The sequence below is a fragment of the Tabrizicola sp. M-4 genome, from assembly GCF_051132405.1.
In the GTDB taxonomy this organism is placed as follows: Bacteria; Pseudomonadota; Alphaproteobacteria; order Rhodobacterales; family Rhodobacteraceae; genus Paragemmobacter.
In genome coordinates this window covers 1815466-1840221 of sequence record NZ_CP128606.1, presented here as the reverse complement: position 1 = coordinate 1840221, position 24756 = coordinate 1815466, and the positions used below count along the sequence as shown (strand labels likewise).

Here is a 24756-nt window from a genome sequence, read left to right as displayed (position 1 = left end):
GTAACCCTCTGTTTTTACGTTCTGTCTTTACGTCAGAACCGGAAACCAAGCCGCGCATTGACGGTGGTCGCGTCCAGATCGGTGCCGCTGCCCACGAAATTGTCGAACCGATGTTCCATCAGTTCCGCGCCCAGCGTCATGCCGTTGGACAGGGCATAGTCCACGCCCACGCCCGCACCCCAGCCATTGTCGGCCCCCAGCGTGCTGTCCGCCCGCACTGCGGCCACCGTGCCATAGACCAGCGCCGGACCAAGGTCATAGCCCCCGATCAGCTTCAGCCGCGCGATGCTGTCCACCGAGGCGGCACCCCCGCCCAGCGTGAAGTCGGTCTTGTCGTAGTTGCCCTCGACACCCGCCACGAACTGCCCCAGATCGGCCCGATAGCCCCCGAACAAACCGCCCGAGAACCCGTTCCCGTCCAGCGCCCCGGTCGAGGATCCCACATCGCCATAGCCAAGCTGGACACCGCCATAAAGGCCGCTCCAATCGGTCGAAGGCGCAGCCACCGCCACCGGCGCCGGGGCCACCATCGGCTCTTCCACCACCGCCACCGGCCCCCCTGCAAGCGCGGGTATCGCGCCCAATGTCGCCGTGGCCGCAGCCAATGCCATGATCCGTTTCATCTTCTGTCTCCTGTGCCTGTGTCGCGGCCATTCCCGCAGGGTTGGCCGTCTCGCCCTCCTCACCTGCGCCTCATCGCCCCCCCGGGCAAGACCGGTTGACGGCTTGGTGACGGGATGTGATGCGCCTTGGCAAAAACCGGCGGACGGGACGCGGCCATTCCGGCCAGATCCCGCCTATCCCCTCAAAATCACGTGAGAATTTCGCCGGAAACGCCGCCCTGCGGCGTTACGCCCGCTCGGCCAGTGCCAGCCATTCCTCTTCCGCCGCAGCCAGCGCCTGCTGCCGTTCGGCCATCGCCTCCGACGCCTTGCGGAACTTCGCGGGCTCCTTGGAAAACAAGTCCGGGTCCGACAGGAACTCGCCCAGCTTGGCAATCTCGGCCTCCAGCCGCTCGATCACCGCAGGCAGGGCATCCAGCCGCTTCCGCTCGGTGAAGCTCAGGCCATCGCCCTTCGCCGCCTCCGGCTTCGGTTCGGCCTTGGGGGCCTCGCCGCGGGTGGCCTTCACCTCCGGCTCCACCGCCTTAGGCCGCTGCGCCGCATAATCCGACCAGCCGCCCGGATAGACCACCGCACGCCCGTTCCCCTCCAGAGCGACGGTCGCCGTCGCCACCCGGTCGATGAAATCGCGGTCATGGCTGACAAGCAGGACGGTCCCGTCATACTCGCCCAGAATGTCCTGCAACAGATCCAGCGTTTCCACGTCCAGATCGTTCGTGGGTTCGTCCAGAATCAACAGGTTGGACGGTTTCGCCATCAGCTTGGCCAGCAACAGCCGCGCCTTTTCGCCGCCCGAAAGGCTTTTCACCGGGGCCCGCGCCTGCCGTTCGTCGAAAAGGAAATCCTTGAGATATGCCACCACATGCCGCGGATTGCCCCGCACCATGACCTGATCGGAATTCCCCGAAACCCGCATCATCGGATCGCCCGTCAGGTTCTCCCACAGGCTCGCCTCGCCATCCAGTTGCGCACGGGTCTGATCGAAGACCGCGATCTCCAGATTGGTGCCAAGGCTTACGTTGCCCGCATCCGGCGCCACCTCGCCCACCAGCATCTTCAGAAGTGTGGTCTTGCCCACACCGTTCGGCCCGACAAAGGCCACCCGGTCCCCGCGCAGAACCCGCAGGTCAAAACCCTTGACGATCACCTTGTCGCCAAAGCCCTTTTCCAGCCCCTTCGCCTCGATCACGCGCTTGCCACTGGTGGGGCCGCTTTCCAATTCCATCGCCGCCGTCCCCTGACGGCGGATCATCGAGGCCCGCTCCTCGCGCAGCGCGGCCAGCGCCCGCACCCGCCCCATGTTCCGCTTGCGCCGCGCGCTGATCCCCTCGACGGCCCATTTCGCCTCGGCCTTGATCTTGCGCTCCAGCTTGTGCCGCGCCTCGTCCTCTTCCGCCCAGACCGTCTCGCGCCATTCCTCGAACCCGTCGAATCCGGATTCGCGCCGCCGCACCTCGCCCCGGTCGATCCAGAGCGTGGCCTTGGTCAGCGCCTTCAGAAAGGCCCGGTCATGGCTGATCAGGACGAAGGCCGTCCGCGTTTCCGAAAGCTGCGCCTCAAGCCATTCGATGGCCTGGATATCCAGATGGTTGGTCGGTTCGTCCAGCAGCATCAACTCCGGCGCCTCTGCCAGAAGCTTGGCCAGCGCCGCCCGCCGCCGCTCCCCGCCTGACGCCGTGGCGACCGGCGTCTCGGGGCGGAATTTCAACCCTTCCGCCACCATCTCCACCCGATAGGACTCGCCCTCGGCCAAGGCGCTGGCGGCATAATCGCCCAGCGTGGCAAAGCCCGAAAGGTCCGGGTCCTGTTCCATATAGCCGACGGTCACTCCCGGCGGCACGATGCGCGCGCCCTGATCCGGCTCCACCAGACCCGCCATCACCTTCATCAGGGTGGATTTCCCCGATCCGTTCCGCCCCACCAGCGCCACCCGATCCCCCGGCTGGACGACAAGGTCCAGCCCGTCGAAGACAGGGTTGCCACCAAAGGTAAGCGAGATGCCGGAAAGCTGAAGAAGGGGTGCGCGTGCCATGAAGGGTCAGGTATGCGGGGCGCGGCGCAAGGTCAACGTCCCTTACACCGCATCCGCCCGCAACAACCGCGCCCGCACAGGCGGAATCGACGCGATCTCCACCCCCGTCATCACATGCAGCGTGCCAAGGTCGCGATCCACCACCGCATGGTCGCTGACCCATCCCCCCATCGCCAGATAGCTGCGCAGCAGGGGCGGCATCTGCTGCATCGCCCGCCGCGCATCATGCGGCGCAGGGCAAAGCGGCACCACCTCCGCCGCCCGCCGCCCCGGCCGCAGCGCCACAGGTGCCAGATGCGCCTCGGCCAGCGCGGCAAAGGCGTCGGCATGGGCCTCTCCCTCGGTTCCCGCAAAAGAGGAACAACCGAACATCACCCCCACCCCCTCGCCATCCACGATCCGCGTCAGCGCGGCCCAAGTCAGCCGCAGCGCATCAGGTTCAACACCCGCAGGCAACATGCAGAACCGACCGATCTCCAGCAAACGGCCAAAACGCGCAGCCAGCGCGGAAAGATCATAGAACTGCGCCGTATAGCTCTGCTCCAGAGCCCGCCCCTCCGACAGCACCTGCACCCGGCAGGTCCCCATCAGAGCGCCATCCTCCCGCCGCTCCACCATCAGATGCCGACAGCGCGCGTCGAACCCGTCGGCATCCACCCCCTCCCCGCCACGAAAGGCGCGGAAGCGCAGCCGTTGCGCCGCCTCGACATCCGCGGATGTCGCGGCAAACCTGACCCGAAAGCGTCCCTTGCTGAAATCCATCCCCGCCATCACCGACTTTGCCGCTTGGCCGAACCCCGCGCGACGCCTAGATATGGTCCGATGGCGGGCGGCGGGGCAAGCCCCGGCTACCGTAATGGAAAAGGATCGCGACGATGGACAAGGTGGTGAAATCCGATGCCGAATGGCGGGCGCAACTGTCAGACCTCGCCTATCGAGTGACGCGCAAACACGCTACGGAACGCGCCTTCACCCATGACGATTTCCCCAAGGCCGCGGGCACCTTCCGCTGCATCTGCTGCGGCGCGCCCCTTTTCGACGCGCGCACCAAATTCGACAGCGGCACCGGCTGGCCCAGTTTCTGGCAACCCATCTCGCCCGACATGGTGGGCGAACAGGAAGACCGCACCCTCTGGATGCGGCGGACCGAGGTGCATTGCAACCGCTGCGACGCCCATCTGGGCCATGTCTTTCCCGACGGCCCCGCGCCGACGGGGCTGCGCTACTGCATCAACGGTGTCGCGCTGGAATTCGAACCCGAAGACTGACCCCGGGAAATGAGGAAATGAAAAGAGGCGCGAACTCTCGCGCCCCGTTCCCTGCTTCATTACTTGATCCGCTTCAGTCCCCTGCAAAAGCTGCAGGTCCGACTCGGCCAAAGCTGCCAAGAAGCTGCTGGATTAGGCTCAGGCCCTTCACATTCGATTCCGTCACGTGCCGCGAGATCGGCACGACCTTCCCGCGCTCCAACCCGAAGCGCTCGATATTCTCCACTCGGCCACTTTCCGCGAAGGTGATCGAAACCACCTGACGGTCGATCTCGCGCGGCTCGAATGCCCCGCGATAGGCCCAGCGGCTCTGCACGTAGAACCAGCCGACGTCGTTCAACAGGCCCGATGCACTGGGACGGCCAATCTTCTCGTTCACCGTCTCGCGCGTGTCGACGCCCACCTCGATCAGGGCAAGGTCCTGTTCCGTCGGCACATAGCCGTGGTTGCGATAGACCGTCGAACAGGCGGCGACGAACAGAACCGCGGCGATCAGGCCGAACCGCGCTACCCGTCCGCGCGCTGCCGTCTTCGCCAACATGCCGATAAAGCCCATGAATCCCACCCTGCCTCTGCCGCATCCATCCGCAGGCCGAACCCTCGCCGCGTGCCACCCTTGTCTTGATCGGGGACAACACGTAATGCAAAGCCAGCCAAACAAACCGCGACGCTTTCATTCCGGCTTACAGAAGGTCGGGCCTCTGTTCAAGAATGGAACCGCCGACACTTGCGTGACGGCACCGTTCCAAGGCCCCCGATCCGCATCGAACGCCAGCCGTAAAGGTTCCCATGCCCCAGCCCCCCTACACGTCCGAGACCGCGATCCCGCTGCCCGAACTGCCGCATCTGCACCCGCCCATCCCGACGCGCACCCTTTCCGCGCGCAAACCCACCCGCTTCGACATCAAGCCCGCCCCCGCTGCGCGGCAGGCAATGGCACAGGCGCTTGGCCTGTTGGACCTGCCGGAATTCCGGTTCCGCGGCGAAATCCGCCCCAGTGGCAGGACCGATTTCGAACTGGAGGCAACGCTTGCCGCCATCGCCATCCAGCCCTGCGCCATCACTCTTGCCCCCGTGACCACAGCCGTCTCCGAGACCGTTTTGCGCCGCTATGTCGCCGATTGGCAGGAACCTGAAGGGGACGAGGTGGAAATGCCCGAGGACGACACGCAGGAACCCCTTCCCGAGGTGATCGACCTCACTTCCGTCGCGGCCGAGGCGCTGGAACTCGCCCTGCCCCTCTATCCACGGGCCGAGGGGGCCGAACTTGGCGAGGCGGTCTTTGCCGATCCGGGCACCGCACCCATCCGCGATTCCGACCTCAAGCCCTTCGCGAGCTTAGCGGCCCTGCGCGACAAGCTCGGCGGCAAGCCGGAAGATGAATGACGGGGCCCCAAGACCCCTGTGCGAAAGCTGCACAAAGGGGCTTGCGCAGGCGGCAAATCCGAGTATGTTCCGCGCCTCATTCGATGGCAGTTGACGGCTCGCGCGAAAAGCGGGCAAACCGCTGATCGCAAAGGAAAATCAGGGGCCTGTCCCCGCTACCCGAGGTTGAGACATGGCTGTCCCTCAGAACCGAGTCACCCGTTCGCGCCGCAACATGCGCCGTGCCCATGATGCGCTGGTCGCGGGCAATCCGCAGGAATGCTCGAACTGCGGCGAGCTGAAGCGTCCGCATCACGTCTGCGCTTCCTGCGGCCATTACGATGCTCGCGAAGTGGTTGCGACCACGAAGGAAGTCGATCTGGACGAGGACGCGGCGTAAGCCGCCCATCCGACGCCCAGCCCGATGGCCAACGGACCTGAAACTCCGGTAACCGACGGCGCGAGGCGCATCGTCATTTCGGTCGACGCCATGGGCGGCGACAGGGGACCGGCAGCCGTAGTTGCCGGTCTTGGCGTGTCTGCCGCAGCCTTTGCCGACGTCGATTTCATCCTGCACGGCAACCAGACGGAGCTTGCGCGTCTTGTCGATGGCGAGGCGGGCCTTGCGGGCCGCGTGACCCTGCGCCATTCCGAACGCGTCGTGTCGATGCATGACAAGCCCAGCCAGGTGATGCGCCATGGCGAGGGCACGTCGATGTGGTCCTGCGTGGAAAGCGTCAAACAGGGCGAGGCGAAGGTTGCCGTCTCCTGCGGCAATACCGGCGCGCTGATGGCGGTCTCGATGCTGCGCTTGCGCAAGCTTCCCGGCATCAACCGCCCCGCCATCGCCAGCCTCTGGCCATCGCGCAACCCGGGTGGGTTCAACGTCATGCTCGACATGGGCGCGGATGTGAAAGCCGAATCGGGCGACCTGCTGCAATTCGCGATGATGGGCGCCTCCTATGCCCGCAACGGCCTCGGCCTGACGCGACCGCGCGTCGGCCTGCTGAATGTGGGAACCGAGGAGCACAAGGGCCGCGCCGAGTTGAAAGAGGCGCATGACCTGCTGGGTCAGGCCGCCGAGGCGGGCAGCTTCGACTATATCGGCTTCGTCGAGGGCAGCGACATACCGTCGGACCGGGTGGATGTGATCGTGACCGACGGCTTCACCGGAAACGTCGCCCTGAAGACAGGCGAAGGCACGGCCAAGCTGATCTCTGACTTCCTGAAGGAAGAGTTCAACGCTTCGGTCTTTTCCCGCCTTGCCGCGCTTTTCGCGCTTGGCACGCTGCGGCGCCTGCAACGCCGCATGGACCCGCGCCGCGCGAATGGGGGCGTTTTCCTTGGCCTGAACGGAACGGTCGTCAAATCCCATGGGTCCGCCGATGCCACGGGCGTCGCCGCCGCCCTCCGCCTTGCGCGCCAGCTTGCGGCGGCGGACTTTCAGGACAGGCTTGCCGCGCGGGTTGCGTCGGGCATCAGGGCGGGGCAGGATGCCGCCGCAGAAGCAACCCCGTCCGATACGGCCACGGGGACGGGAGGCGGGACGAAAGAATGACGATACGCGCCGTCGTGAAGGGCGTCGGGCATTACCTGCCCGAACGTTGCGTCCCCAATGCCGAACTCGAAAGCCTCGTCGAGACCAGCGATGAATGGATCAGGACACGCTCCGGGATCGAACGCCGCCATTTCGCCGCCGAAGGCCAAACCACCTCCGATCTCGCTATCCGCGCCGCACAGGCAGCCCTTGCCGATGCCAGGATGCAGGCGGATGATATCGACGCGATCATCCTTGCCACCTCTACCGCCGATCTGACCTTTCCCTCGGCCGCTACGATGGTGCAGGCCGGAATCGGCATGACGCGCGGCTTTGCCTTTGACGTGCAGGCCGTCTGCGCGGGTTTTGTCTTCGCGCTGACCAATGCCAATGCCCTGATCCTTGCCGGACAAGCAAAACGCGTCCTCGTCATCGGGGCCGAGACCTTCTCGCGCCTCATGGACTGGACGGATCGCGGCACCTGCGTGCTGTTCGGCGACGGTGCAGGCGCGCTGATCCTCGAAGCGCAGGAAGGCGCGGGCACGACGGCGGACCGCGGCATCCTCGCCACCGACCTGCAATCGGACGGGCGGCACCGCGACATACTTTACGTCGATGGCGGCGTTTCGACGGGCACGACGGGTCACCTGCGGATGCAGGGCAAGGAAGTCTTCCGCCATGCTGTTGAAAAGCTTGCCGAAACCGCCCATGCCGCCTTGGAAAAGGTGGGTCTGACCGGGGGCGATGTGGACTGGATCGTTCCGCATCAGGCCAATATCCGCATTATCGAGGCCACGGCCAAGCGCATGCAGGTGCCGATGGATCGCGTGGTCGTGACCGTGCAGGATCACGGCAATACCTCGGCGGCATCCATCCCGCTCGCGCTTTCTGTAGGCAAGGCCCGCGGCCAGATTGCCCAAGGCGACCTGATCGTCACCGAAGCGATTGGCGGAGGTCTTGCCTGGGGATCGGTCGTCCTGCGCTGGTAACGCACCACTTCTGTCTGAAAACCCCTCGGCAAGTGGTTGATATTGACTCGGAATCTGAAACCGCTCACTCTGCTGTGAAACGCCCGGGGGGGATTGGAATGAGCGAGAAGACTCTGACGCGAATGGACTTGTCCGAAGCGGTTTTCCGTGAAGTGGGCCTGTCACGCAACGAAAGCGCCCAACTTGTGGAAAGCGTGCTGCAGCACATGTCCGACGCGCTCGCCTCGGGCGAGACGGTGAAGATCTCGTCCTTCGGCACCTTCTCCGTGCGCGACAAGACCGCCCGCGTGGGCCGCAATCCCAAGACGGGCGACGAGGTGCCGATCAGCCCGCGCCGCGTCCTGACCTTCCGCCCGTCGCATCTGATGAAGGATCGCGTGGCCGCCGGTTCCCGCAAGTAAGGAGGTCACTCGCCCCGATGGAAAAGTCGCCTGAGGCGTTCCGAACCATCAGCGAAGTCGCCGATTTTCTGGAAACGCCAGCCCATGTGCTGCGGTTCTGGGAAAGCCGTTTCCCGCAGATCAGACCGGTGAAGCGCGCAGGCGGCAGGCGGTACTACCGCCCGTCCGATGTTGCCTTGCTGGCAGGCATCAAACGGCTGCTGCACGACGATGGGATGACCATTCGCGGCGTTCAGAAAATCCTTAGGGAACATGGTATTCGCTACGTCGCGGCCCTCGGCGACGGGGCGGATCCCGCGCTCCTGCCCGAGGTCGCGCCCGATGCGCCCGTACCGCCGGATTTCGCCGTTCAGACTCGGTTCGACATCCCTGCCCCACCTGCCACCGCCCACACTGCCCAGATCATCCCGCTCGACTCGGCGCTTGGTCGAGGAGAGGCGTCGCGCCCGGTAGAGACGGCGCAACTCTGGCCCATGGCCGAGGAGGATGACACTGGCGCGACCGAGGCCGGGGCGACATGGCCCAGCGATCCCAACGATCCGGTTTCAACCGAGACCGAAGAGATTGCAGAGCCGGACCTGTTCTTGATGCAATCCCAGCCAGAGGAGATCGCAACTGCGGAAACACCCCTGGCCACTGCCGCCCCCATGGCAGATGCAGGGACAGCCGAGGGGGCAGAGATCCCGGATGCCGGGGAGGAGCCGCCCCCAGCGATGGAGGTCGCGCAGACAGAACCCGCCACCGATGATGCCGCCGAGCAGTTGGCTGCGGCAAAGGACATGCCGCCCGAATCGGACCAGCCAGAGGCCGCCCCTGCCGCGCTTGGCACGGCTTCCGAGGCAGAAGACGAGAACCTCGCCGAGGCGACGGTTGCCGCCCTTCTGCGGCGGGCTCAACGCGCGAAATCTGTCACCGCTCAGGCGGAATTGCGCGACATCCGCGACCGCCTGATCCTGCTGCGCGGACGCGTGGCGGATGCCGCGCGGCGCCGGGTGAAGTGAAGCCTTTCGCGATGCGTTTTGTCGCTTGCCCCTGCCCGGAATATCGGTATGTATCCCGCCTGTCGGGCCGTGGCGCAGCCTGGTTAGCGCGTCCGTCTGGGGGGCGGAAGGTCGCGAGTTCGAATCTCGCCGGCCCGACCAACATCGAAACCGCCCGCCTGCCCCATGGCAGCGCGGGCGGTTCCGTTTTCGGCTTGTGCAAGAGGACCGTGCGATGACTGCGACAGGCGTGCTTCCGTCACAGGCCTTGCGGGATCTGATCCGCGATGGGTCGATCACCGCCGCAAGCCCCATCACCGATGCCCAGATCCAACCCGCAAGCATCGACCTGCGCCTTGGCACGGTGGCCTATCGAGTGCGTGCCTCCTTCCTTGCCGGCCATGGCCGCAAGGTGGCGGACCGTCTGGCGGAATTCGAGATGCACCGCGTGGACCTTACCGCCGGGGCGGTTCTGGAAAAAGGCTGCGTCTATGTCATCCCGCTCATGGAGGGGCTGGCCCTGCCGCCGGGGATCACCGCCGTCGCCAATGCGAAAAGCTCCACCGGGCGGCTGGACCTTCTGACACGCACCATCACGGACGGTGGCACCGAATTCGACCGCATACCCGAAGCCTATACAGGCCCCCTCTATGCGGAGGTCTGCCCGCGCAGTTTCTCGGTTCTGGTCAGGCCGGGAATGCGGTTGAACCAGATCCGGTTCCGGGCCGGTCAGGCGGTGCTGGATGATGCCGCGCTGCAGGCCCTGCATGCCCGCGAACCGCTGGTCACCGGCGATCCGGTGATTTCGGATGGTCTCGGGTTTTCAGTGGACCTGCGGCCGGTTGCGGGCGATCTGGTGGGGTATCGGGCCAAGCCGCATACCGGCGTGGTGGACCTCGATCTGATCGGCCATTACCCGGCCCGCGATTTCTGGGAAGAGGTCCGCACCGATGACGGGCGGATCATTCTTGATCCCGGTGCTTTCTACATCCTCGTCAGCCGCGAGGCGGTGACGATCCCGCCCGATTATGCTGCCGAGATGGCCCCCTATCTGGCGATGGTGGGCGAATTCCGCGTGCATTACGCGGGCTTCTTCGATCCCGGTTTCGGCCACGCCGCCGCAGGCGGAGCAGGGTCGCGGGGCGTGCTGGAGGTGCGCTGCCATGAGGCGCCCTTCGTCCTTGAACATGGGCAGGTTGTGGGGCGTCTGGTCTATGAACGGATGTCAGAACGACCCGCGACCCTATATGGGCAGGCAATCAAGTCCAACTATCAGGGACAGGGCCTTAAACTCGCCAAGCAGTTCCGGGACGGCTGATCACTTCCAGAACCGGCGACCGATGCGCATGATCTGCTGCATGCGTTTCTGGCTGTCGCGAGATTGCGCCGTCTTGAACCGGTCCTGCGGACCTTTGCCCTTGCTGCCACCCAACCTCTTCACGCCTTCTTTCATGGCGATGCCAAGGGCCTGCCGCAGCAACTTGCCGCCAAGACCACTGAGAAGCTTACCGAAATCCATGCGTTCACTCTCCTTTACTCAATCCTCGAACAGTTCGCTCTGGCCCAGCGTCGCCTCCTCCTCGTCATCCGAAGTGGCCATGCTGCCGGGCAGAGGACGGTTGTCCAGCAGCCCCGCAGCCCGCAACTCCTTCAGCCCCGGCAAGTCGCGCGCGGATTCCAGACCGAAATGATCTAGGAAGCGTTCGGTCACAACAAAAGTGACAGGTCGTCCCGGCGTCATCCGGCGGCGGCCAAGGCGGATCCATTCCAGTTCAAGAAGTTGATCCACGGTCCCGCGCGATACCGCAACGCCGCGGATTTCCTCGATCTCGGCCCGCGTGACGGGCTGGTGATAGGCGATGATGGCCAGCGTCTCGATCGCGGCGCGCGACAGCTTGCGCTGTTCCACCGTCTCCTTGCGCATCAGGTGGCCCAGATCGGCGGCGGTGCGGAAGGCATAGGCATCGCCCACCCGCACCAGATGCACGCCCCGCCCCTCATAGCGCTTGCGCAGATAGACAAGCGCCTCGGCCGGGTCGCAGCCATGGGGCATGCGCTGTTCAAGTTCGGCCAGCGTGACGGGTTCGGCAGAGGCGAAGAGGATGGCCTCGACCATGCGTTCCTGTTCGGCCAAGGGTGGCGCTTCGAACAGGCTGCGTTCGATGGGTTCCGAGGTTTCGGTCATGGCTCTTTCCGCCGCAACTGGATGGGGGCGAAGGTTTCGCCCTGCCGCAATTCGATCTGCCCGCGCTTGGCCAGTTCCAGCACCGCCGCGAAATGCGCCGCAGTGGAGGAACGGCGACGCATCGGGTTGGTATCCCATCCTTCGGGCATGAAGCTGGTCAGATCGGCCCATGCCCCGGCATAGCCGATCAGGCCGCGCATCCGCTCCAGCGCCTGTTCCATGGTGAAGACATGGTCGCGATCCATCACGAAGGGGCGGAACTCATCCTTGGTGCGGATACGGGCATACGCGCGCATGAGGTCGAGCAGCGTGGCCGAATAGGTCACCTTGCGGTGGCGGGTCACGTCTTCGGGCAAACCACGGGCAAAGAATTCACGGCCAAGCTGATCACGCGCCATCAGGCGGGCGGCGGCCTCACGCATGGCCTGCAGGCGTTCGAGTTGATAGGCAAGGTGGGCGGCGAGTTCTTCGGCCGTAGGGCCCTCCTCGCCGGGTTCGGGGGGCAGCAGCAGGCGCGATTTCAGGAAGGCGAGCCACGCCGCCATCACAAGATAATCGGCAGCAAGTTCGATCCGCAGCGCGCGGGCGCGTTCGACGAAACCCAGATACTGGTCGGCCAGTTGCAGGATGGAGATGCGACGCAGGTCCACCTTCTGCGTCCGCGACAGCATCAGAAGCAGGTCGAGAGGGCCTTCGAACCCGTCCACATCCACGATAAGAGCCTCGGCCGAGACACGCTCGGCCGGAGAAAGGCGTTCGATGCCGGACCAGTCTTCCTCAGCCATAGGGCGCACCTTGCAGGATCGCTGCAAGCTTGGCCTCCAACGCAGGGATGTCAACGGCATCGGGGTCACGGCGGCGGGAGAGCGCCCGTGCCGCGCGGCGCGAGGCTTCGGGGCCCATATGGCCCGCAGCATTGGCCACGGCCTGCATCTCGGCCAGATCGCCCTTGCAATGCAGGGCGATGTCGCAGCCTGCTGCGATGGCAAGGGCGGCACGTTCCGCCAGCGTTCCGGCCAGCGCCTGCATGTTCAGGTCATCGGTCATCAGAAGCCCGTCGAAGCCGATCTCCCGCCGGATCATGCGGATGACTTCGGGGGATTGCGTGGCGGGATGGTCGGGGTCGAAGGCGGCAAAGACGATATGCGAGGTCATCGCCATCGGCAGATCGTTCAGCGCGCGGAAGGGCGCGAAATCGGTGGCGGAAAGGGTTGCCGCATCCTCTGTCACCGTAGGCAGGTTGTGATGCGTATCGGCGGTGGAGCGGCCATGACCGGGCATGTGCTTGACCACGGGCAGAACGCCGCCCGCCAGATGCCCCTCGGCCACGGCGCGGGCAACTTGGGTGACGGTCTCGGCATCGCTGCCATAGCAGCGGTTGCGCAGGAAGGGATGGGTAACAGGCGAGGCGATATCGGCGCAGGGGGCGCAGTTCGCGTCGATCCCCACCGCCCGCAGTTCCGCCGCAATGATGCGCGAGCGGATTGCCATCCCTTCGGCCGCGCGGAGGCCGGAGCGTTCCACCTGATCCAGTGGCGGAAGCCATTCACGCCAATGCGGGGCGCGCAGGCGTTGCACGCGGCCACCTTCCTGATCCACGAGGATCGGCGCATCGCGCCCCACTGCCGCACGCAGATCCGACGTCAGGCGGAGGACCTGATCCGGGTTTTCCACGTTGCGGGCGAAAAGGATGAAGCCAAAGGGATCGGCATCACGGAAGAAGGCGGCCTCGTCCCGGCCAAGCACGGGCCCGGCGCAACCGAAGATCGTGGCCCCGGTCCCGGTATCGGCTGCGCTCATCTCTGTTCGACCGGGATGCAGGAGGCGTTCTGTTCAAGGAGCGAGGAGCAGAAGCCCCGCGCCTCGGTTTCCGAGGCGAAGCCATGGGCGCGCAGGCGGAAGAAACTGCGACCGCCGCTTTCGGCGGCCTGCACGACAAGGGCCTTGCCCGCCATCAGATCGGCAAACTGGTTCGTCAGCTTGGCCCACTCCGCGCGGGCGAGTTCGGGCGTGTCGAAAGCACCAAGCTGGACAAGCCGGGTGCCGAGCGGGATGGTCGCCGGGTCGATCTCTTGCACCGCAAGGGTGGCAGCGGTCGCGTCGGTGGACAGGGCGACGGGCTGGACATCGGTGACGGTTCCGGGGCGCGGGCGCGGGCGGATCACGGGCGGCGTCTCGGCGACGGGGGCCAGTTCGGTTCCGGCCAGCGCCTCGGCAAGGGCCTGCGCGACGGCGTCGGGATCGGGGCCTAGGTTTTCTTCGGCCACGGGCGCCACGGGTTCAGGCGCGGCTTGCAGGGCGGCGACAGGTTCCGCAATGGAAGCCGGGACCGACGGGGTGGCGGCGGCTGTCTCCAGCGGCGCGGCAGAGAGGCCGGCAGCATCCTCTGGCGCGAGGTCGAGGGGGCGCGGGGCAAGGACCAGCCGGTCGGGCGGCGGCGCGGCCGTGCCGAGGGCAGCGACGGTGTTGACGGCGAGGCCCTGATGATCGGTCACGGCACCGCCGGGGTTTTCGGGCGCGATGCGCATCGGGCCTTCCATGGCACGGATCACGGGCACGCCGTTCACGTCGCGGACCGCGAGCCGATAACCCCAGACGGCAAGGCCGATGACCAGTGCCACCGAACAGACAGCCCCGGCCAGATGGATGATCCGGGTCAGCCGACCATTGGCAACAGGGGTATCAGACCACCCCTCCGGGTAGCCCCCATCGTAATCGTCGTAATCCACATCCGCCATGCGCTGCCTCTTGCGGGATGCGATACGTGCCGCATCCGTCATCTTTGCCTGCTCGACCGGGCGGGGCGCCGTTGATCAGCGCATTTCCTCGACCGGAGTGACGCCCAAGATAGCAAGACCGCTGCAAATGACAACGGAAACGCTTCGGGCAAGGGCGATTTTCGCCTGCGAAACGGCAGGATTGCCATCCTGTATGAAACGCAGGGACGTATCCTCGTTCCCCTTGTTCCACAGGCCGTGGAATTCCGAGGCGAGTTCGTAAAGGTAGAAGGCCACGCGATGGGGTTCGTTGTTGCGCGCGGCGATTTCCACCAGACGGGGCCATTCGGCGATCTTCTTGGCCATCGTCAATTCCGCCTCATGCGTGAGGATCGACAGATCGGCGGCCATCAGGGTGGCGTCCGAGACGTCGAGCCCCGCATCGCGCGCCTTGCGCAGGACGGAGTTGATGCGGGCATTGGCATATTGCACGTAGAAGACGGGATTGTCCTTGGACTGTTCCAGAACCTTGTCGAAGTCAAAGTCGAGGGCGGCATCGTTCTTGCGCGTCAGCATGACGAAGCGGGTCACATCGGCGCCGGCCTGTTCCACCACGTCGCGCAGGGTGACGAAGGTCCCTGCCCGTTTCGACATCTTGAAGGGTTCGCCGTTCTTGTAGAGCTTCACCAACTGGATCAGCTTGATGTCCAGTGGCACGCGGCCGCTCGACAGGGCGGAGACGGCGGCCTTCATGCGTTTGACATAGCCGCTGTGATCGGCGCCGAAGATGTCGATCAACTGGTCGAACCCGCGGCGCACCTTGTTGTAGTGATAGGCGATGTCGGGGGCGAAATAGGTCCATGACCCATCCGACTTCTGCACCGGGCGGTCGACGTCATCGCCATGGGCGGTGGATTTGAAGAGGGTCTGGACGCGGGGTTCCCAATCGTCAGGTTCCTTGCCCTTCGGCGGTTCCAACACGCCTTCGTAGATCAGCCCCATCTCGCGCAGGGTGGCGATGGCCGCTTCGATCTCGCCGGTGCCGTAAAGCGCCTTTTCGGAGGAATAGACATCCATCTCGACCCCCAAGACCTTGAGATCGTTACGGATTTCTGCCATCATCATTTCGGTGGCGAAATCGCGGACGTCCCTCAGCCAGACCGATTCCGGCTGGTCCAGCAGGGTTGCGCCGTATTTCGCCTTCAGCGCCTCGCCCACCGGGATGAGGTAGTCGCCGGGATAGAGGCCTTCGGAGATCGCGGGTTCCAGACCATGCGCCTCGCGGTAGCGTTCATAGGCGGAGCGGGCCAACACATCGACCTGCGCGCCGCCGTCGTTGATGTAGTATTCCCGCGTCACATCCCATCCGGCAAAGGACAAGAGACGCGCCAGCGCGTCGCCGAAGACCGCGCCGCGCGTGTGGCCCACATGCATGGGGCCGGTGGGGTTGGCCGAGACGAATTCGACATTGACCTTCAGCCCCTGACCAAGGGTCGAACGGCCGTAATCCGTGCCCTGCGTGAGGGAGGCGCGCAGAAGCGTATGCCAGATCGCCGGATCGAGGCGAAGGTTCAGGAAGCCGGGGCCTGCCACATCGGCCCCGGCGATGCGCGGATCGGCCATGAGGCGGGCGGCCAGCGCCTCGGCTATGGCGCGCGGCTGCATGCCCGCGGGTTTCGCCAGCACCATCGCGGCGTTGGTTGCCATATCGCCATGCGAAGCGTCGCGCGGCGGTTCCACGGCGACGGCGGCAAGGTCGAGGCCCGCAGGCAGCGTGCCATCCGCCATCAGGGCGGTCAGGGCGGAGGTGACGAGATCCCGGATTTCCGAGAAGAGGTTCATTTGATCATTTCCTGTCTGGTTGCCTCCGGCAATGCCAGAGGCGACCAGACAGGTCAAGGACGGCGCATCAGTCGGGGCTGGGCGGTTCCGCCTTTTGCTGCCCAGGCGCGGTGGTCTTTGGCGGGGCGACGGCAGTGCCGCGGGCGCGAAGGTGATGCGCCTCGCGCGCGCCGAAATGCCCGGCAAGGATGGCGCCGATCAGCCACCAGAGTTCCTCGGGCATGCGGTCGAGGCTGGCCATGCCGCGATCGAAGAGATCCGGTCGGATGAGCGCGAGCAGGAAGAGCGCGACCGCGCCATAGACGAGGACGGGGCGCGGCAGGCGGTTCACCGCGTCGATCAGGCGGTCATAGCGGCCCTGCGGCCCGATGCGGGCCGTCGCGCGTGGCGAAAGGAGGCCGCGCAGGGCGGCGGCGATGGTGGCGCTTCGGTCGATGAGTTTCGGCATGCGGTCCCCCGTGTTGACCGGGACGACCCTGCCGCGAAAGGGTTAACGCAGGCGGAAACCAGCGCGCGGTCAGCTGCCCTGATCGTTCGGGTCGACATAGACCCCCTGTTCCTTCAGGGCGTCGACCACCTCGGCAGGCATGTAGGTTTCATCGTGTTTGGCAAGGATTTCCGTGGCCTGGAAGGTGCCGTCGACCATGCTGCCGGTGCCCACCATGCCTTGGCCTTCTGCAAAGAGGTCGGGCAGGATGCCGGTATAGGCGACGGGAACCGACTGGTTCATGTCGGTGACGCGGAAGGTGATCGTCTCGCCCTGCCCGCGCTGGATCGAGCCTTCCTCGACCAGACCGCCGATGCGGAAGACCTCGCCCTGCTGGGGCGGCTCTTCCACCACCTGCGTGGGGGAGCGGAAGAAGTTGATCCCGTCGCGCATGGCATAGCCGACAAGGGCGGTAGCCCCCACCAAGGCGACCGCAGCCAGAGCGATGATCTGGATACGGCGTTGTTTCTTAAGCCCTTTCAGTCCGGCCATGATCCCTCCTACGGGAAGACGGGGGCGAGCATCAGCCCTTGGGTTTCGGGCAGGCCCAGCATGAGGTTTGCGTTCTGGATGGCCTGACCGGAGGAGCCCTTGGTCAGGTTGTCCAGCACGGCGATGACCACGGCGCGGCCCGGGATGCGGTCGCCGATCACGCCGATGTGGCAGAAGTTGGAACCTGCGATGTCGCGTGTCGAGGGGAGCGCGCCAAAAGGTAGCACTTTCAGGAAAGCCTCGGTGGCATAGGCGGTTGCGAGGGTTTCGTGAACCACCTTCGGGTCGCCCTTGACATAGACGGTGGCGAGGATGCCCCGGTTCATCGGCAGGAGGTGCGGCGTGAATTGCACATGGACGGGGCGGCCAGCCAAGGCGCTGAATTCCTGATCGAATTCGCCAAGGTGGCGGTGCTTGCCGCCTGCGGAATAGCTGTGGGTGCCGCCGGAGAGTTCGGCGTGGAGGAGGTTTTCCTTGAGCGACCGCCCTGCCCCGCTGACGCCTGCCTTCAGGTCGATCAGGATGTCGTCGAGGTCGATGCAACCCTTTGAAATCAGAGGACGAAGCGCGTATTGCCCGGTGGCCGCGTTGCAGCCCGTTCCGGCGACAAGGCGGGCCTTGGCGATTTCGGGGCGGTAGAATTCGGTCAGGCCGTAGACGGCTTCCTTTTGCAGGTCCGTGGCCGTGTGCGGTTGGCCATACCATTTGGCATATTCCGCCGGATCGCGCAGGCGGAAATCGGCGGAGAGGTCCACGATGCGGAGGGTGCGCGGGAGGGCGGACACAACCTGTTGTGTCGTGGCATGGGGCAGTGCGCAGAAGCAGAGGTCGATGCCCGCGAAGTCGATCTCGTCGATCTTCTGGAGTTTCGGCAAGGAGAGGTGGCGGAGGAAGGGGAAGACGTCCGCCATATCCATCCCCGCCTTGCGGTCGGCGGAAAGCGCTGCGATTTCAAGGCCTTCATGGGTGGCAATGAGGCGGACGAGTTCCGCGCCCGTGTAACCCGATGCCCCTAGGATGGCGACTTTCGCGGTCATGGAGACCCCCTTTCCAGATGGGGGAGTGATGGGCCAGCCGGGGGCGGAGGGCAAGGGGTTTTTGGGTGAATCGCCTGTACCGGAACCTGTGCCGGATTCTGTGCCGCAAAGTGTCAGCACGCAGCGGGCGGTGGTGGGATGTTCGGTTAAGGTTTGGTGAGCTTGAATGCGGGGTGAACGCCGCCTTACGCGGCCTCGAACTCGATCCGCCGACGGAGGAACTGCGTGGCCTTGTTCGACACGGCCTTGGGGTCGCCGGTCGTCAGGAACTTCGACTCCTTACCCGACCCGAGGAATTCGGGCCTGCGCGTCAGGTAGTCGGCCAGCGACTCGGCCACCAGATTGGCTTGGCTATAGACCTTCACCCCCTGCCCCAGCGCGTCCTGAAAGACCTTTTCCATGAGCGGGTAATGGGTGCAGCCAAGGATCGCGGCCTCTGGCGCGGGCATGCGGCGCTTGAGCGCCTCGACATGGGAGCGCACCAGTGCCTCGGCAAGGATTTCGTCGCCCTGTTCGATAGCGTCGACCACGCCGCCGCAGGGCTGCGCCTCGACATCCACGCCGATGGCGCGGAAGGCGAGTTCGCGCTGGAAGGCGCGGGAGGCGACGGTGGCGGGGGTGGCGAAGAGGGCGACGTGTTTCACCGCCACTTCACGCGGGGGGGAGTTGTCGCCCCATTGCCGTTCGGTCAGCGCCTCGATCAAGGGGACGAAGACGCCGAGGACACGCTTGTCGGCGGGAACCCATGTTTCCTGCATCCGCTTCAAGGCGGCGGCGGAGGCCGTGTTGCAGGCGAGGATGACGAGGTCGCAGCCTTCGTCCCACAGCCGTTCGGTGGCGGCGCAGGTGAGGTTGAAGATGTCGTCGGCGGTACGCACGCCATAGGGCGCATGGGCATTGTCGCCGAAATAGACGAAGGGCACGTCGGGCAGCCTGCGCGCCACGGCATCCAGCACGGTGAGGCCGCCCAGACCCGAATCGAAGACACCAACCGCCATTCCCGCCTCCTCGCCGACCTGTGCCGGATCATTTGCCCGTTGGCGGGCAGCATAGGCGCGATGGGCGGGGGGGAAAAGGCCGTTGCCGCGCCCTGCCCCGGCCAATGTGGCGCAGGGGCACGGAATCGCAGCCATGCATCCTTTACATGGCAGATATACTTCTTATGTGGGGGCTCCCGTGGTAGCGTGCCCGGGATTTTTTGGCGGTGATTGCGATGATGGACTGGGACAAGCTGCGGATTTTCCATGCGGTGGCCGATCGGGGCAGCCTGACGCATGCGGGCGATGTGCTGCATCTGAGCCAGTCGGCCGTCAGCCGCCAAATCCGCGCGCTGGAGGAAAGCCTGAACGTCACGCTGTTCCACCGCCATGCGCGGGGGTTGATCCTGACGGAACAGGGGGAACTGCTGTTCGACGCCACGTCGCAGATGGTCAAGCGGCTTGAGGCGACGGCGGCGCGGATCAGGGACAGCGAGGACGAAGTTTTCGGCGAGTTGCGGGTGACGACGACGGCGGGCTTCGGCACGCTGTGGCTGGCGCCGCGCCTGACCGCGCTTTACCAGAAGTATCCCGGCCTGAAGATCGACCTGATGCTGGAGGAGCGGGTGCTGGACCTGCCCATGCGCGAGGCGGATGTGGCGATCCGGATGAAGGAGCCCAGTCAGGCCGACCTGATCCGCAAGCGCCTGATGCAGATCAGGATGCGGCTTTATGCGACCGAGGAGTATCTGAAGCAGAACGGAACGCCCCTGACGATGGCGGATTTCCACAGTCACCGCCTGATCTGCCAGCATGCGGGGACGGCGCAGGTGGCGGCGGGTGCCCTGCTGGTGCAGCAGTTGATGAGCCATGACATCCCGTCCACCCTGACGGTGAACAACTATTTCGGGGTGTTGCAGGGAGTGCTGAACCATATCGGGATCGGCGTGCTGCCCGATTACATCACCGAGGATTTCCCCAATCTGGTGCGCGTCCTGCCCGATGTGGAAAGCGCCGAGGTGCCCGTCTTCCTCGCCTATCCCGAGGAGTTGCGCCATTCCAAGCGGGTGGCGGCCTTCCGCGAATTCGTGAGCGAAGAGATCTTCAAGTATCGCAAGCGCGAACAGGCCTGATCGGGCCTGTTCCAGCCGCTTTGGCGACGGTTGGCGGAAAACGTTTCCATGCCTGCGCGCACAGCCATGCACGGCCTGCATAGCGGCCATGATGCATCTGCGGCATTGCTGCCCTTGCACGGAATCGCCCGCCACCCTAAATGGAGCGGCGAGGCGGTGATCGAGTTCTTCTCTTGCCGTCTCATACCTCCCTGTTGGACTTGGGCCGAGCTTCTGCTCGGCCTTTTTTTTGCTTTTCGCACAGGCGGGATCAGTCTGCCTGCGGATGCGGCAGTGCAGCGCGCGCTTTGCCGAGGAATGCGGCATCTGCAGGAGAGGTAGTGAGCGCGAGGGCGCGGTCATAGGCGGCGCGTGAGTCGCCGATGCGGCCTGCACGGGCAAGCAGCGCGGCTTGGGCGGCGTGGAAAGGCTGATAGTCCTGCAGCGTGGCGGCAAGATCGGACAATTCGGCAAGCGCCGTGGGGAGATGGCCGGACTCGGACAAGGCGACGGCGCGGTTCAGGCGGATGACCGGGGTCGGTTCGAAATCCATCAGGCGGGTGTAGAGCGCCGCGATCTGCGGCCAGTCGGGGGCGGGACCAGACATGTGGCAGGCGGCGATGGCGGCCTTGATCTGGTAGGGGCCGGGGCTGTGGCGGGACAGGGCCATGTCGAGCAGGCGGTGCCCCTCGGCGATGCTGGCCGGGTTCCAGAGGCGGCGGTCCTGCGCAGCGGGGGGAAGGGTTGCCCCCTCGGGGCCGATGCGGGCGGCGCGGCGGGCATCGGTGAGGAGCATGAGCGCAAGAGCGCCTTCGATTTCGGCCTCTCCGGGGCGGAGGGCGGTGAGGAGGCGGGCGAGGAAGATCGCCTCGGCGCAGAGGTCGCGGGGTTCGCCGGGGCCAGCGGCATAGCCCGTGGTGAAGATGAGGTAGAGCGTGGTCAGGACGGTATCGAGCCGGGCGGGCCAATCCTCCGGGCCGGGGATGGCGAAGGGGATGCGGGCGGCGGCGATCTTGGCCTTGGCGCGGGAAAGGCGCTGGCCCATCGTGCTGTCGCTGTCGAGGAAGGCGCGGGCGATTTCCGGCGTGGTCAGGCCGCAGATGCTGCGCAGGGTGAGGGCGGTGCGGGATTTCGGGTCGAGCGCGGGGTGACAGCAGGCGAAGATCAGGCGGAGGCGGTCGTCGGGGATGTCGTGATCCTCAAGCGTCGCCTCTTCTGTGGCCAGTGCGGCCATGCCCTGCGCGTGGCGCTGGGCGGTGCCGTCGCGGCGCAGGGCGTCGATGGCCTTGCGGAGTGCGGCGCGGAGGAGCCATGCATCGGGGCGGTCGGGGATGCCGCGCGGCCAGTGGATCAGGGCGGAAGCGGCGGCTTCGTGCAGCGCATCCTCGGCGCGCTGGACGTCGCGCAGGCGGGTGGCAAGGGCCGCGATGAGGCGGCCCCTGTCCCGGCGCAGGCAATGGTCGAGCGCCTGTTCGGGGGTCATCAATAGATCATGACCGGGCGCACCTCGACCGTGCCGATATGGGCGACGGGAATTTCGGCGGCATAGGCGAGGGCCGCGTCGAGGTCGGGGGCTTCGATCAGGTAGAAGCCGCCGAGATGTTCGCGGGTTTCGGCGAAGGGGCCGTCCATCGTTTCGCGCTTGCCGCCCCGGAGGCGGAGGGAGGTGGCGGTTTCCACGGGTTGCAGGCCATCGCCAGCGAGGAAGGTGGCGACGCCCTTGGTGCGTTCGCCGACGGTCATGAAGCCTTGCATGTAGCTGTCCCATTCGGGCGTGCCGGGGGCGGGTTCCTTGGCGGGGTCTGCATAGAGAAGAAGCATGTATTTCATGGTCTGGCCTTGTCCTGTCCTGAGGGCGGCGGGCGGGATTGCCCTGCCATCCTAAAGCCAAGGACGCGGGCATGGTGCGGATTTCGACAGGGGCGCGGGCGGGACGTGCATTTTTCCTGCGGGGGGTGGCTTCCCCTGCCCTTTCCCCTTCCCCTTTGGCCCCGTTTCGCCTAGACGCGCGGGCAAGCACCAGACCCGAGGGATGCCGCCATGACCGAACCCGCCATCACGCCCGACCTGATCGCCAGCCACGGGCTGAAGCCGGATGAGTATCAGCGGATATTGGAGATCATCGGGCGGGAGCCGACGTTTACGGAGCTGGGCATATTCTCGGCCATGTGGAACGAGCATTGTTCCTACAAGTCGTCGAAGAAATGGCTGCGGACGCTGCCGACCTCCGGCCCGCAGGTGATCTGCGGCCCGGGCGAGAATGCGGGCGTGGTGGATATCGGCGACGGTCAGGCGGTGATCTTCAAGATGGAGAGCCACAACCACCCGTCCTATATCGAGCCGCATCAGGGTGCGGCGACGGGGGTGGGCGGCATCCTGCGGGACGTGTTCACCATGGGCGCGCGTCCGATTGCGGCGATGAATGCGCTGTCTTTTGGCGAGCCATCGCATCCGAAGACCTCGCATCTGGTGAAGGGTGTGGTCGAGGGGATCGGGGCCTATGGCAATGCTTTTGGCGTGCCGACGGTGGGGGGCGAGGTGCGGTTTCACCGGGCCTATAACGGCAACTGTCTGGTGAATGCCTTTGCCGCCGGGTTGGCGGATGCGGACAAGATTTTCTACTCCGCCGCTTCGGGCGTGGGCATGCCGGTGGTTTACCTTGGCGCCAAGACGGGGCGCGATGGCGTGGGCGGGGCGACGATGGCATCCGCCGAGTTCGACGACACGATCGAGGAGAAGCGCCCCACCGTGCAGGTTGGCGACCCCTTCACCGAGAAGCGGCTTCTGGAGGCATGTCTGGAGCTTATGGCCTCCGGCGCGGTCATTTCCATTCAGGACATGGGGGCGGCGGGCCTGACCTGTTCGGCGGTGGAGATGGGCGACAAGGGCGGTCTGGGCATCCGGCTGCAATTGGACAACGTCCCGCAGCGCGAAACCGGCATGACGGCCTATGAGATGATGCTGTCGGAGAGCCAAGAGCGGATGCTGATGGTGCTGAAGCCTGAAAAGGAGGCCGAGGCGCGGGCGATTTTCGTGAAGTGGGATCTGGATTTCGCCATCGTGGGCGAGACGATCCCCGAGGATCGCTTCCTCATCCTGCATGGGAATGAGGTGAAGGCGGATCTTCCCTTGTCCAAGCTGTCCTCCTCTGCGCCGGAATATGACCGGCCCTGGGTGGAGACGCCGAAGGCTGCGCCTTTGGGCGAGCTTCCTGCGATTGCGCCGCTGGCGGGGCTGCGGGCGCTGATCGGCAGCCCGACCTATGCCCACAAGGCCTGGGTGTGGGAACAGTATGACAGTCAGGTGGGTGCCGATACGGTGGTGACGCCGGGTCTGCCTGCGGGCGTGGTGCGGGTGCATGGGACGGGGAAGGCGCTGGCGTTCACCAGTGACGTGACGCCGCGCTATGTGAAGGCCAACCCGGTGGAGGGTGGCAAGCAGGCGGTGGCCGAGGCGTATCGGAACCTGACGGCTGTCGGCGCAAAGCCCTTGGCGACGACGGACAACCTGAACTTCGGCAACCCTGAAAAGCCCGAGATCATGGGGCAGTTCGTCGGCGCGATCAAAGGGATCGGGGCGGCTGTGGCGGCGCTGGACATGCCCATCGTGTCGGGCAACGTGTCGCTTTACAACGAGACGGATGGCAAGGCGATCCTGCCCACGCCGACGATTGGCGCGGTGGGTATCCTCGCGTCGCTGGATGAGGTGATCAACGGCAAGCCTGTCGCCGGCGATGCGCTGGTGCTGATCGGGGCGGCGGGGTCGCATCTGGGGCAGTCGGCGGTTCTGGCCGAGGGGTTCGGGATCGAGGCGGGGGATGCGCCTGCGGTCGATCTGGCAGCGGAGAAGCGGCACGGGGAATTCGTGCGCGCCAACCGCGCACTGATCCGGGCCTGCACGGACCTTGGCGATGGCGGGCTGGCGCTGGCCGCCTTCGAGATGGCCGAGGGCGCGCGGGTCGGCGTGACGGTGGAGAATGGCGGGGCTGCGTTCCTCTTCGGTGAGGATCAGGCGCGTTACATCGTGGCGACGGACAAGGCGGATGCGCTGATCGCGGCGGGCAAGGCGGCGGGGGTTCCCGTGGCGGTGGTCGGGCGCTTCGGGGGCGATGTCGTCTCGCTGGGGGGTGAAAGCGCTCCGTTGGCGGAGCTGTCTGCGCTCTATCGCGGGGCCTTTGCCAAGGCGGTGGCGTGAGCCTGCGCCCTGCCCTGCCTGACGATTTCGCCTTCATCCGGTCGCTGGCGCAGCGGGCAGATTATGCGCCCTTCATCACGGATGAGGATGAGGGGCGGCTGGCCTTCTATGCCTCTGACCCCGCGCATCGGTTGCTGATCTGGCAGGAGGACGGTCGCGCGGCGGGGTTCTGCCTCTGGGCCGAGATCGGCGATCCTTCGGGGCGGGTGGAGTTGCGGCGGCTGGGGCTGGCGGAGGTGGGCGGCGGGCGCGGCCTTGGCTTCGTGCGGGCGCTGACGGATTACGGGTTTGAGGCCTTGGGTGCGCGCAAGGTCTGGCTGGATGCGAGCGGCGAGAACCTGCGGGCGCAGAAGGTGTATGAGCGGGCGGGATATCGGCTGGAGGGGCGGCTGGTGGATCACTGGTTCCGGCCCGTGCTGGGGCGGAATGTGGATGTGATGCTTTATGGCATCCTGCGGCATGAATGGGAGGCGTTGCCCCCACTTGCGGCCCCTGCCCCATAGGCATACATCTTCGGA

The 24756-nt window shown here is 65.7% G+C and carries 27 protein-coding genes and 1 tRNA gene; 12 read left to right on the top strand and 16 right to left on the bottom strand.

The window, feature by feature from the left end:
• Window positions 1-32: 32 nt before the first annotated feature.
• The 3 genes from TabM4_RS08890 to TabM4_RS08880 form a co-directional block, all read right to left on the bottom strand.
• Window positions 33-623 (bottom strand): outer membrane protein, encoded by a 591-nt coding sequence (locus tag TabM4_RS08890; protein WP_434621353.1) that lies wholly within the window; start codon window positions 621-623, stop codon window positions 33-35.
• Between the two features lie 226 nt (window positions 624-849).
• The gene (locus tag TabM4_RS08885; protein WP_434621350.1) at window positions 850-2655 is read right to left on the bottom strand and encodes an ABC-F family ATP-binding cassette domain-containing protein; all 1806 of its coding nucleotides are present in this window, start codon (window positions 2653-2655) and stop codon (window positions 850-852) included.
• A 42-nt stretch (window positions 2656-2697) separates the two neighbouring features.
• Window positions 2698-3426: a GNAT family N-acetyltransferase gene (locus tag TabM4_RS08880; protein WP_434621347.1), complete on the bottom strand. Its 729-nt coding sequence runs from the start codon at window positions 3424-3426 to the stop codon at window positions 2698-2700.
• 104 nt (window positions 3427-3530) lie between these two features.
• Here TabM4_RS08880 and msrB point away from each other — a divergent pair, with 104 nt between their 5' ends.
• Window positions 3531-3923, top strand: a complete 393-nt coding sequence (gene msrB / locus TabM4_RS08875) for a peptide-methionine (R)-S-oxide reductase MsrB (protein ID WP_434621344.1) — start codon at window positions 3531-3533, stop codon at window positions 3921-3923.
• Window positions 3924-3996: 73 nt separating this feature from the next.
• Here the strand turns inward: msrB and TabM4_RS08870 are convergent, their stop codons facing one another.
• Window positions 3997-4479 (bottom strand): outer membrane protein assembly factor BamE, encoded by a 483-nt coding sequence (locus tag TabM4_RS08870; protein WP_434621341.1) that lies wholly within the window; start codon window positions 4477-4479, stop codon window positions 3997-3999.
• Window positions 4480-4712: 233 nt separating this feature from the next.
• Between TabM4_RS08870 and TabM4_RS08865 the strand changes: the two genes are divergently transcribed.
• From TabM4_RS08865 to TabM4_RS08830, 8 genes are all read left to right on the top strand, one after another.
• Window positions 4713-5309 carry a YceD family protein gene (locus TabM4_RS08865; RefSeq protein ID WP_434621338.1) on the top strand — a complete coding sequence of 199 codons (597 nt, stop codon included), beginning with the start codon at window positions 4713-4715 and terminating at the stop codon, window positions 5307-5309.
• A gap of 172 nt (window positions 5310-5481) precedes the next feature.
• A complete protein-coding gene (gene rpmF / locus TabM4_RS08860) occupies window positions 5482-5688 on the top strand; it encodes a 50S ribosomal protein L32 (RefSeq protein ID WP_434621335.1) in 207 nt (68 codons plus the stop codon).
• Window positions 5689-5712: 24 nt separating this feature from the next.
• The gene (gene plsX / locus TabM4_RS08855) at window positions 5713-6846 is read left to right on the top strand and encodes a phosphate acyltransferase PlsX (RefSeq protein WP_434621332.1); all 1134 of its coding nucleotides are present in this window, start codon (window positions 5713-5715) and stop codon (window positions 6844-6846) included.
• Complete coding sequence (locus tag TabM4_RS08850) at window positions 6843-7814, top strand: beta-ketoacyl-ACP synthase III (protein WP_434621329.1); 972 nt, start codon at window positions 6843-6845, stop codon at window positions 7812-7814. Before plsX ends, TabM4_RS08850 begins: the two co-directional genes overlap by 4 nt.
• A gap of 98 nt (window positions 7815-7912) precedes the next feature.
• The gene (ihfA, locus tag TabM4_RS08845; protein ID WP_434621326.1) at window positions 7913-8215 is read left to right on the top strand and encodes an integration host factor subunit alpha; all 303 of its coding nucleotides are present in this window, start codon (window positions 7913-7915) and stop codon (window positions 8213-8215) included.
• Between the two features lie 17 nt (window positions 8216-8232).
• Window positions 8233-9216, top strand: a complete 984-nt coding sequence (locus tag TabM4_RS08840; protein WP_434621323.1) for a MerR family transcriptional regulator — start codon at window positions 8233-8235, stop codon at window positions 9214-9216.
• 63 nt (window positions 9217-9279) lie between these two features.
• A tRNA-Pro gene (locus TabM4_RS08835) sits at window positions 9280-9357 on the top strand.
• Window positions 9358-9430: 73 nt separating this feature from the next.
• Window positions 9431-10513, top strand: a complete 1083-nt coding sequence (locus TabM4_RS08830) for a 2'-deoxycytidine 5'-triphosphate deaminase (RefSeq protein WP_434621320.1) — start codon at window positions 9431-9433, stop codon at window positions 10511-10513.
• Here TabM4_RS08830 and TabM4_RS08825 read toward each other — a convergent pair whose 3' ends face one another.
• From TabM4_RS08825 to murI, 10 genes are all read right to left on the bottom strand, one after another.
• Entirely contained in the window at window positions 10514-10714 is a 201-nt protein-coding gene (locus TabM4_RS08825; RefSeq protein ID WP_434621317.1) for a hypothetical protein, read from the bottom strand. It abuts the gene before it with no gap.
• Window positions 10715-10732: 18 nt separating this feature from the next.
• Window positions 10733-11380, bottom strand: coding sequence for an SMC-Scp complex subunit ScpB (gene scpB, locus TabM4_RS08820; RefSeq protein ID WP_434621314.1), 648 nt, complete (start codon window positions 11378-11380; stop codon window positions 10733-10735).
• Window positions 11377-12165 carry a segregation and condensation protein A gene (locus TabM4_RS08815; protein WP_434621312.1) on the bottom strand — a complete coding sequence of 263 codons (789 nt, stop codon included), beginning with the start codon at window positions 12163-12165 and terminating at the stop codon, window positions 11377-11379. Before TabM4_RS08815 ends, scpB begins: the two co-directional genes overlap by 4 nt.
• Window positions 12158-13180: a glycoside hydrolase family 3 N-terminal domain-containing protein gene (locus TabM4_RS08810; protein ID WP_434621309.1), complete on the bottom strand. Its 1023-nt coding sequence runs from the start codon at window positions 13178-13180 to the stop codon at window positions 12158-12160. Before TabM4_RS08810 ends, TabM4_RS08815 begins: the two co-directional genes overlap by 8 nt.
• Entirely contained in the window at window positions 13177-14118 is a 942-nt protein-coding gene (locus TabM4_RS08805; protein WP_434621306.1) for an SPOR domain-containing protein, read from the bottom strand. The genes TabM4_RS08810 and TabM4_RS08805 overlap by 4 nt, the downstream gene beginning before the upstream one ends.
• 75 nt (window positions 14119-14193) lie before the next feature.
• Window positions 14194-15939: an arginine--tRNA ligase gene (gene argS, locus TabM4_RS08800; RefSeq protein WP_434621303.1), complete on the bottom strand. Its 1746-nt coding sequence runs from the start codon at window positions 15937-15939 to the stop codon at window positions 14194-14196.
• Window positions 15940-16006: 67 nt separating this feature from the next.
• Window positions 16007-16387, bottom strand: coding sequence for a 3TM-type holin (locus tag TabM4_RS08795; protein WP_434621300.1), 381 nt, complete (start codon window positions 16385-16387; stop codon window positions 16007-16009).
• A 69-nt stretch (window positions 16388-16456) separates the two neighbouring features.
• Window positions 16457-16909, bottom strand: coding sequence for a cytochrome c maturation protein CcmE (gene ccmE / locus TabM4_RS08790; RefSeq protein WP_434621986.1), 453 nt, complete (start codon window positions 16907-16909; stop codon window positions 16457-16459).
• 17 nt (window positions 16910-16926) lie between these two features.
• Window positions 16927-17955 (bottom strand): N-acetyl-gamma-glutamyl-phosphate reductase, encoded by a 1029-nt coding sequence (gene argC / locus TabM4_RS08785; RefSeq protein ID WP_434621297.1) that lies wholly within the window; start codon window positions 17953-17955, stop codon window positions 16927-16929.
• A 185-nt stretch (window positions 17956-18140) separates the two neighbouring features.
• Window positions 18141-18953 carry a glutamate racemase gene (gene murI / locus TabM4_RS08780; RefSeq protein WP_434621984.1) on the bottom strand — a complete coding sequence of 271 codons (813 nt, stop codon included), beginning with the start codon at window positions 18951-18953 and terminating at the stop codon, window positions 18141-18143.
• A gap of 218 nt (window positions 18954-19171) precedes the next feature.
• On the opposite strand from murI, the gene TabM4_RS08775 reads away from it, so the two are divergent.
• On the top strand, window positions 19172-20065 hold the full coding sequence (locus tag TabM4_RS08775) for a LysR family transcriptional regulator (RefSeq protein WP_434621982.1): 894 nt from the start codon (window positions 19172-19174) through the stop codon (window positions 20063-20065).
• A 250-nt stretch (window positions 20066-20315) separates the two neighbouring features.
• On the opposite strand, the gene TabM4_RS08770 is transcribed toward TabM4_RS08775, so the two are convergent.
• Window positions 20316-21527: an RNA polymerase sigma factor gene (locus tag TabM4_RS08770; protein ID WP_434621294.1), complete on the bottom strand. Its 1212-nt coding sequence runs from the start codon at window positions 21525-21527 to the stop codon at window positions 20316-20318.
• Window positions 21527-21874 carry a YciI family protein gene (locus TabM4_RS08765; RefSeq protein ID WP_434621291.1) on the bottom strand — a complete coding sequence of 116 codons (348 nt, stop codon included), beginning with the start codon at window positions 21872-21874 and terminating at the stop codon, window positions 21527-21529. The genes TabM4_RS08770 and TabM4_RS08765 overlap by 1 nt, the downstream gene beginning before the upstream one ends.
• Window positions 21875-22084: 210 nt before the next feature.
• On the opposite strand from TabM4_RS08765, the gene purL reads away from it, so the two are divergent.
• Both purL and TabM4_RS08755 read left to right on the top strand, forming a co-directional pair.
• Window positions 22085-24238: a phosphoribosylformylglycinamidine synthase subunit PurL gene (gene purL, locus TabM4_RS08760; protein ID WP_434621288.1), complete on the top strand. Its 2154-nt coding sequence runs from the start codon at window positions 22085-22087 to the stop codon at window positions 24236-24238.
• Complete coding sequence (locus TabM4_RS08755; protein ID WP_434621285.1) at window positions 24235-24741, top strand: GNAT family N-acetyltransferase; 507 nt, start codon at window positions 24235-24237, stop codon at window positions 24739-24741. Before purL ends, TabM4_RS08755 begins: the two co-directional genes overlap by 4 nt.
• Window positions 24742-24756 lie beyond the last annotated feature (15 nt).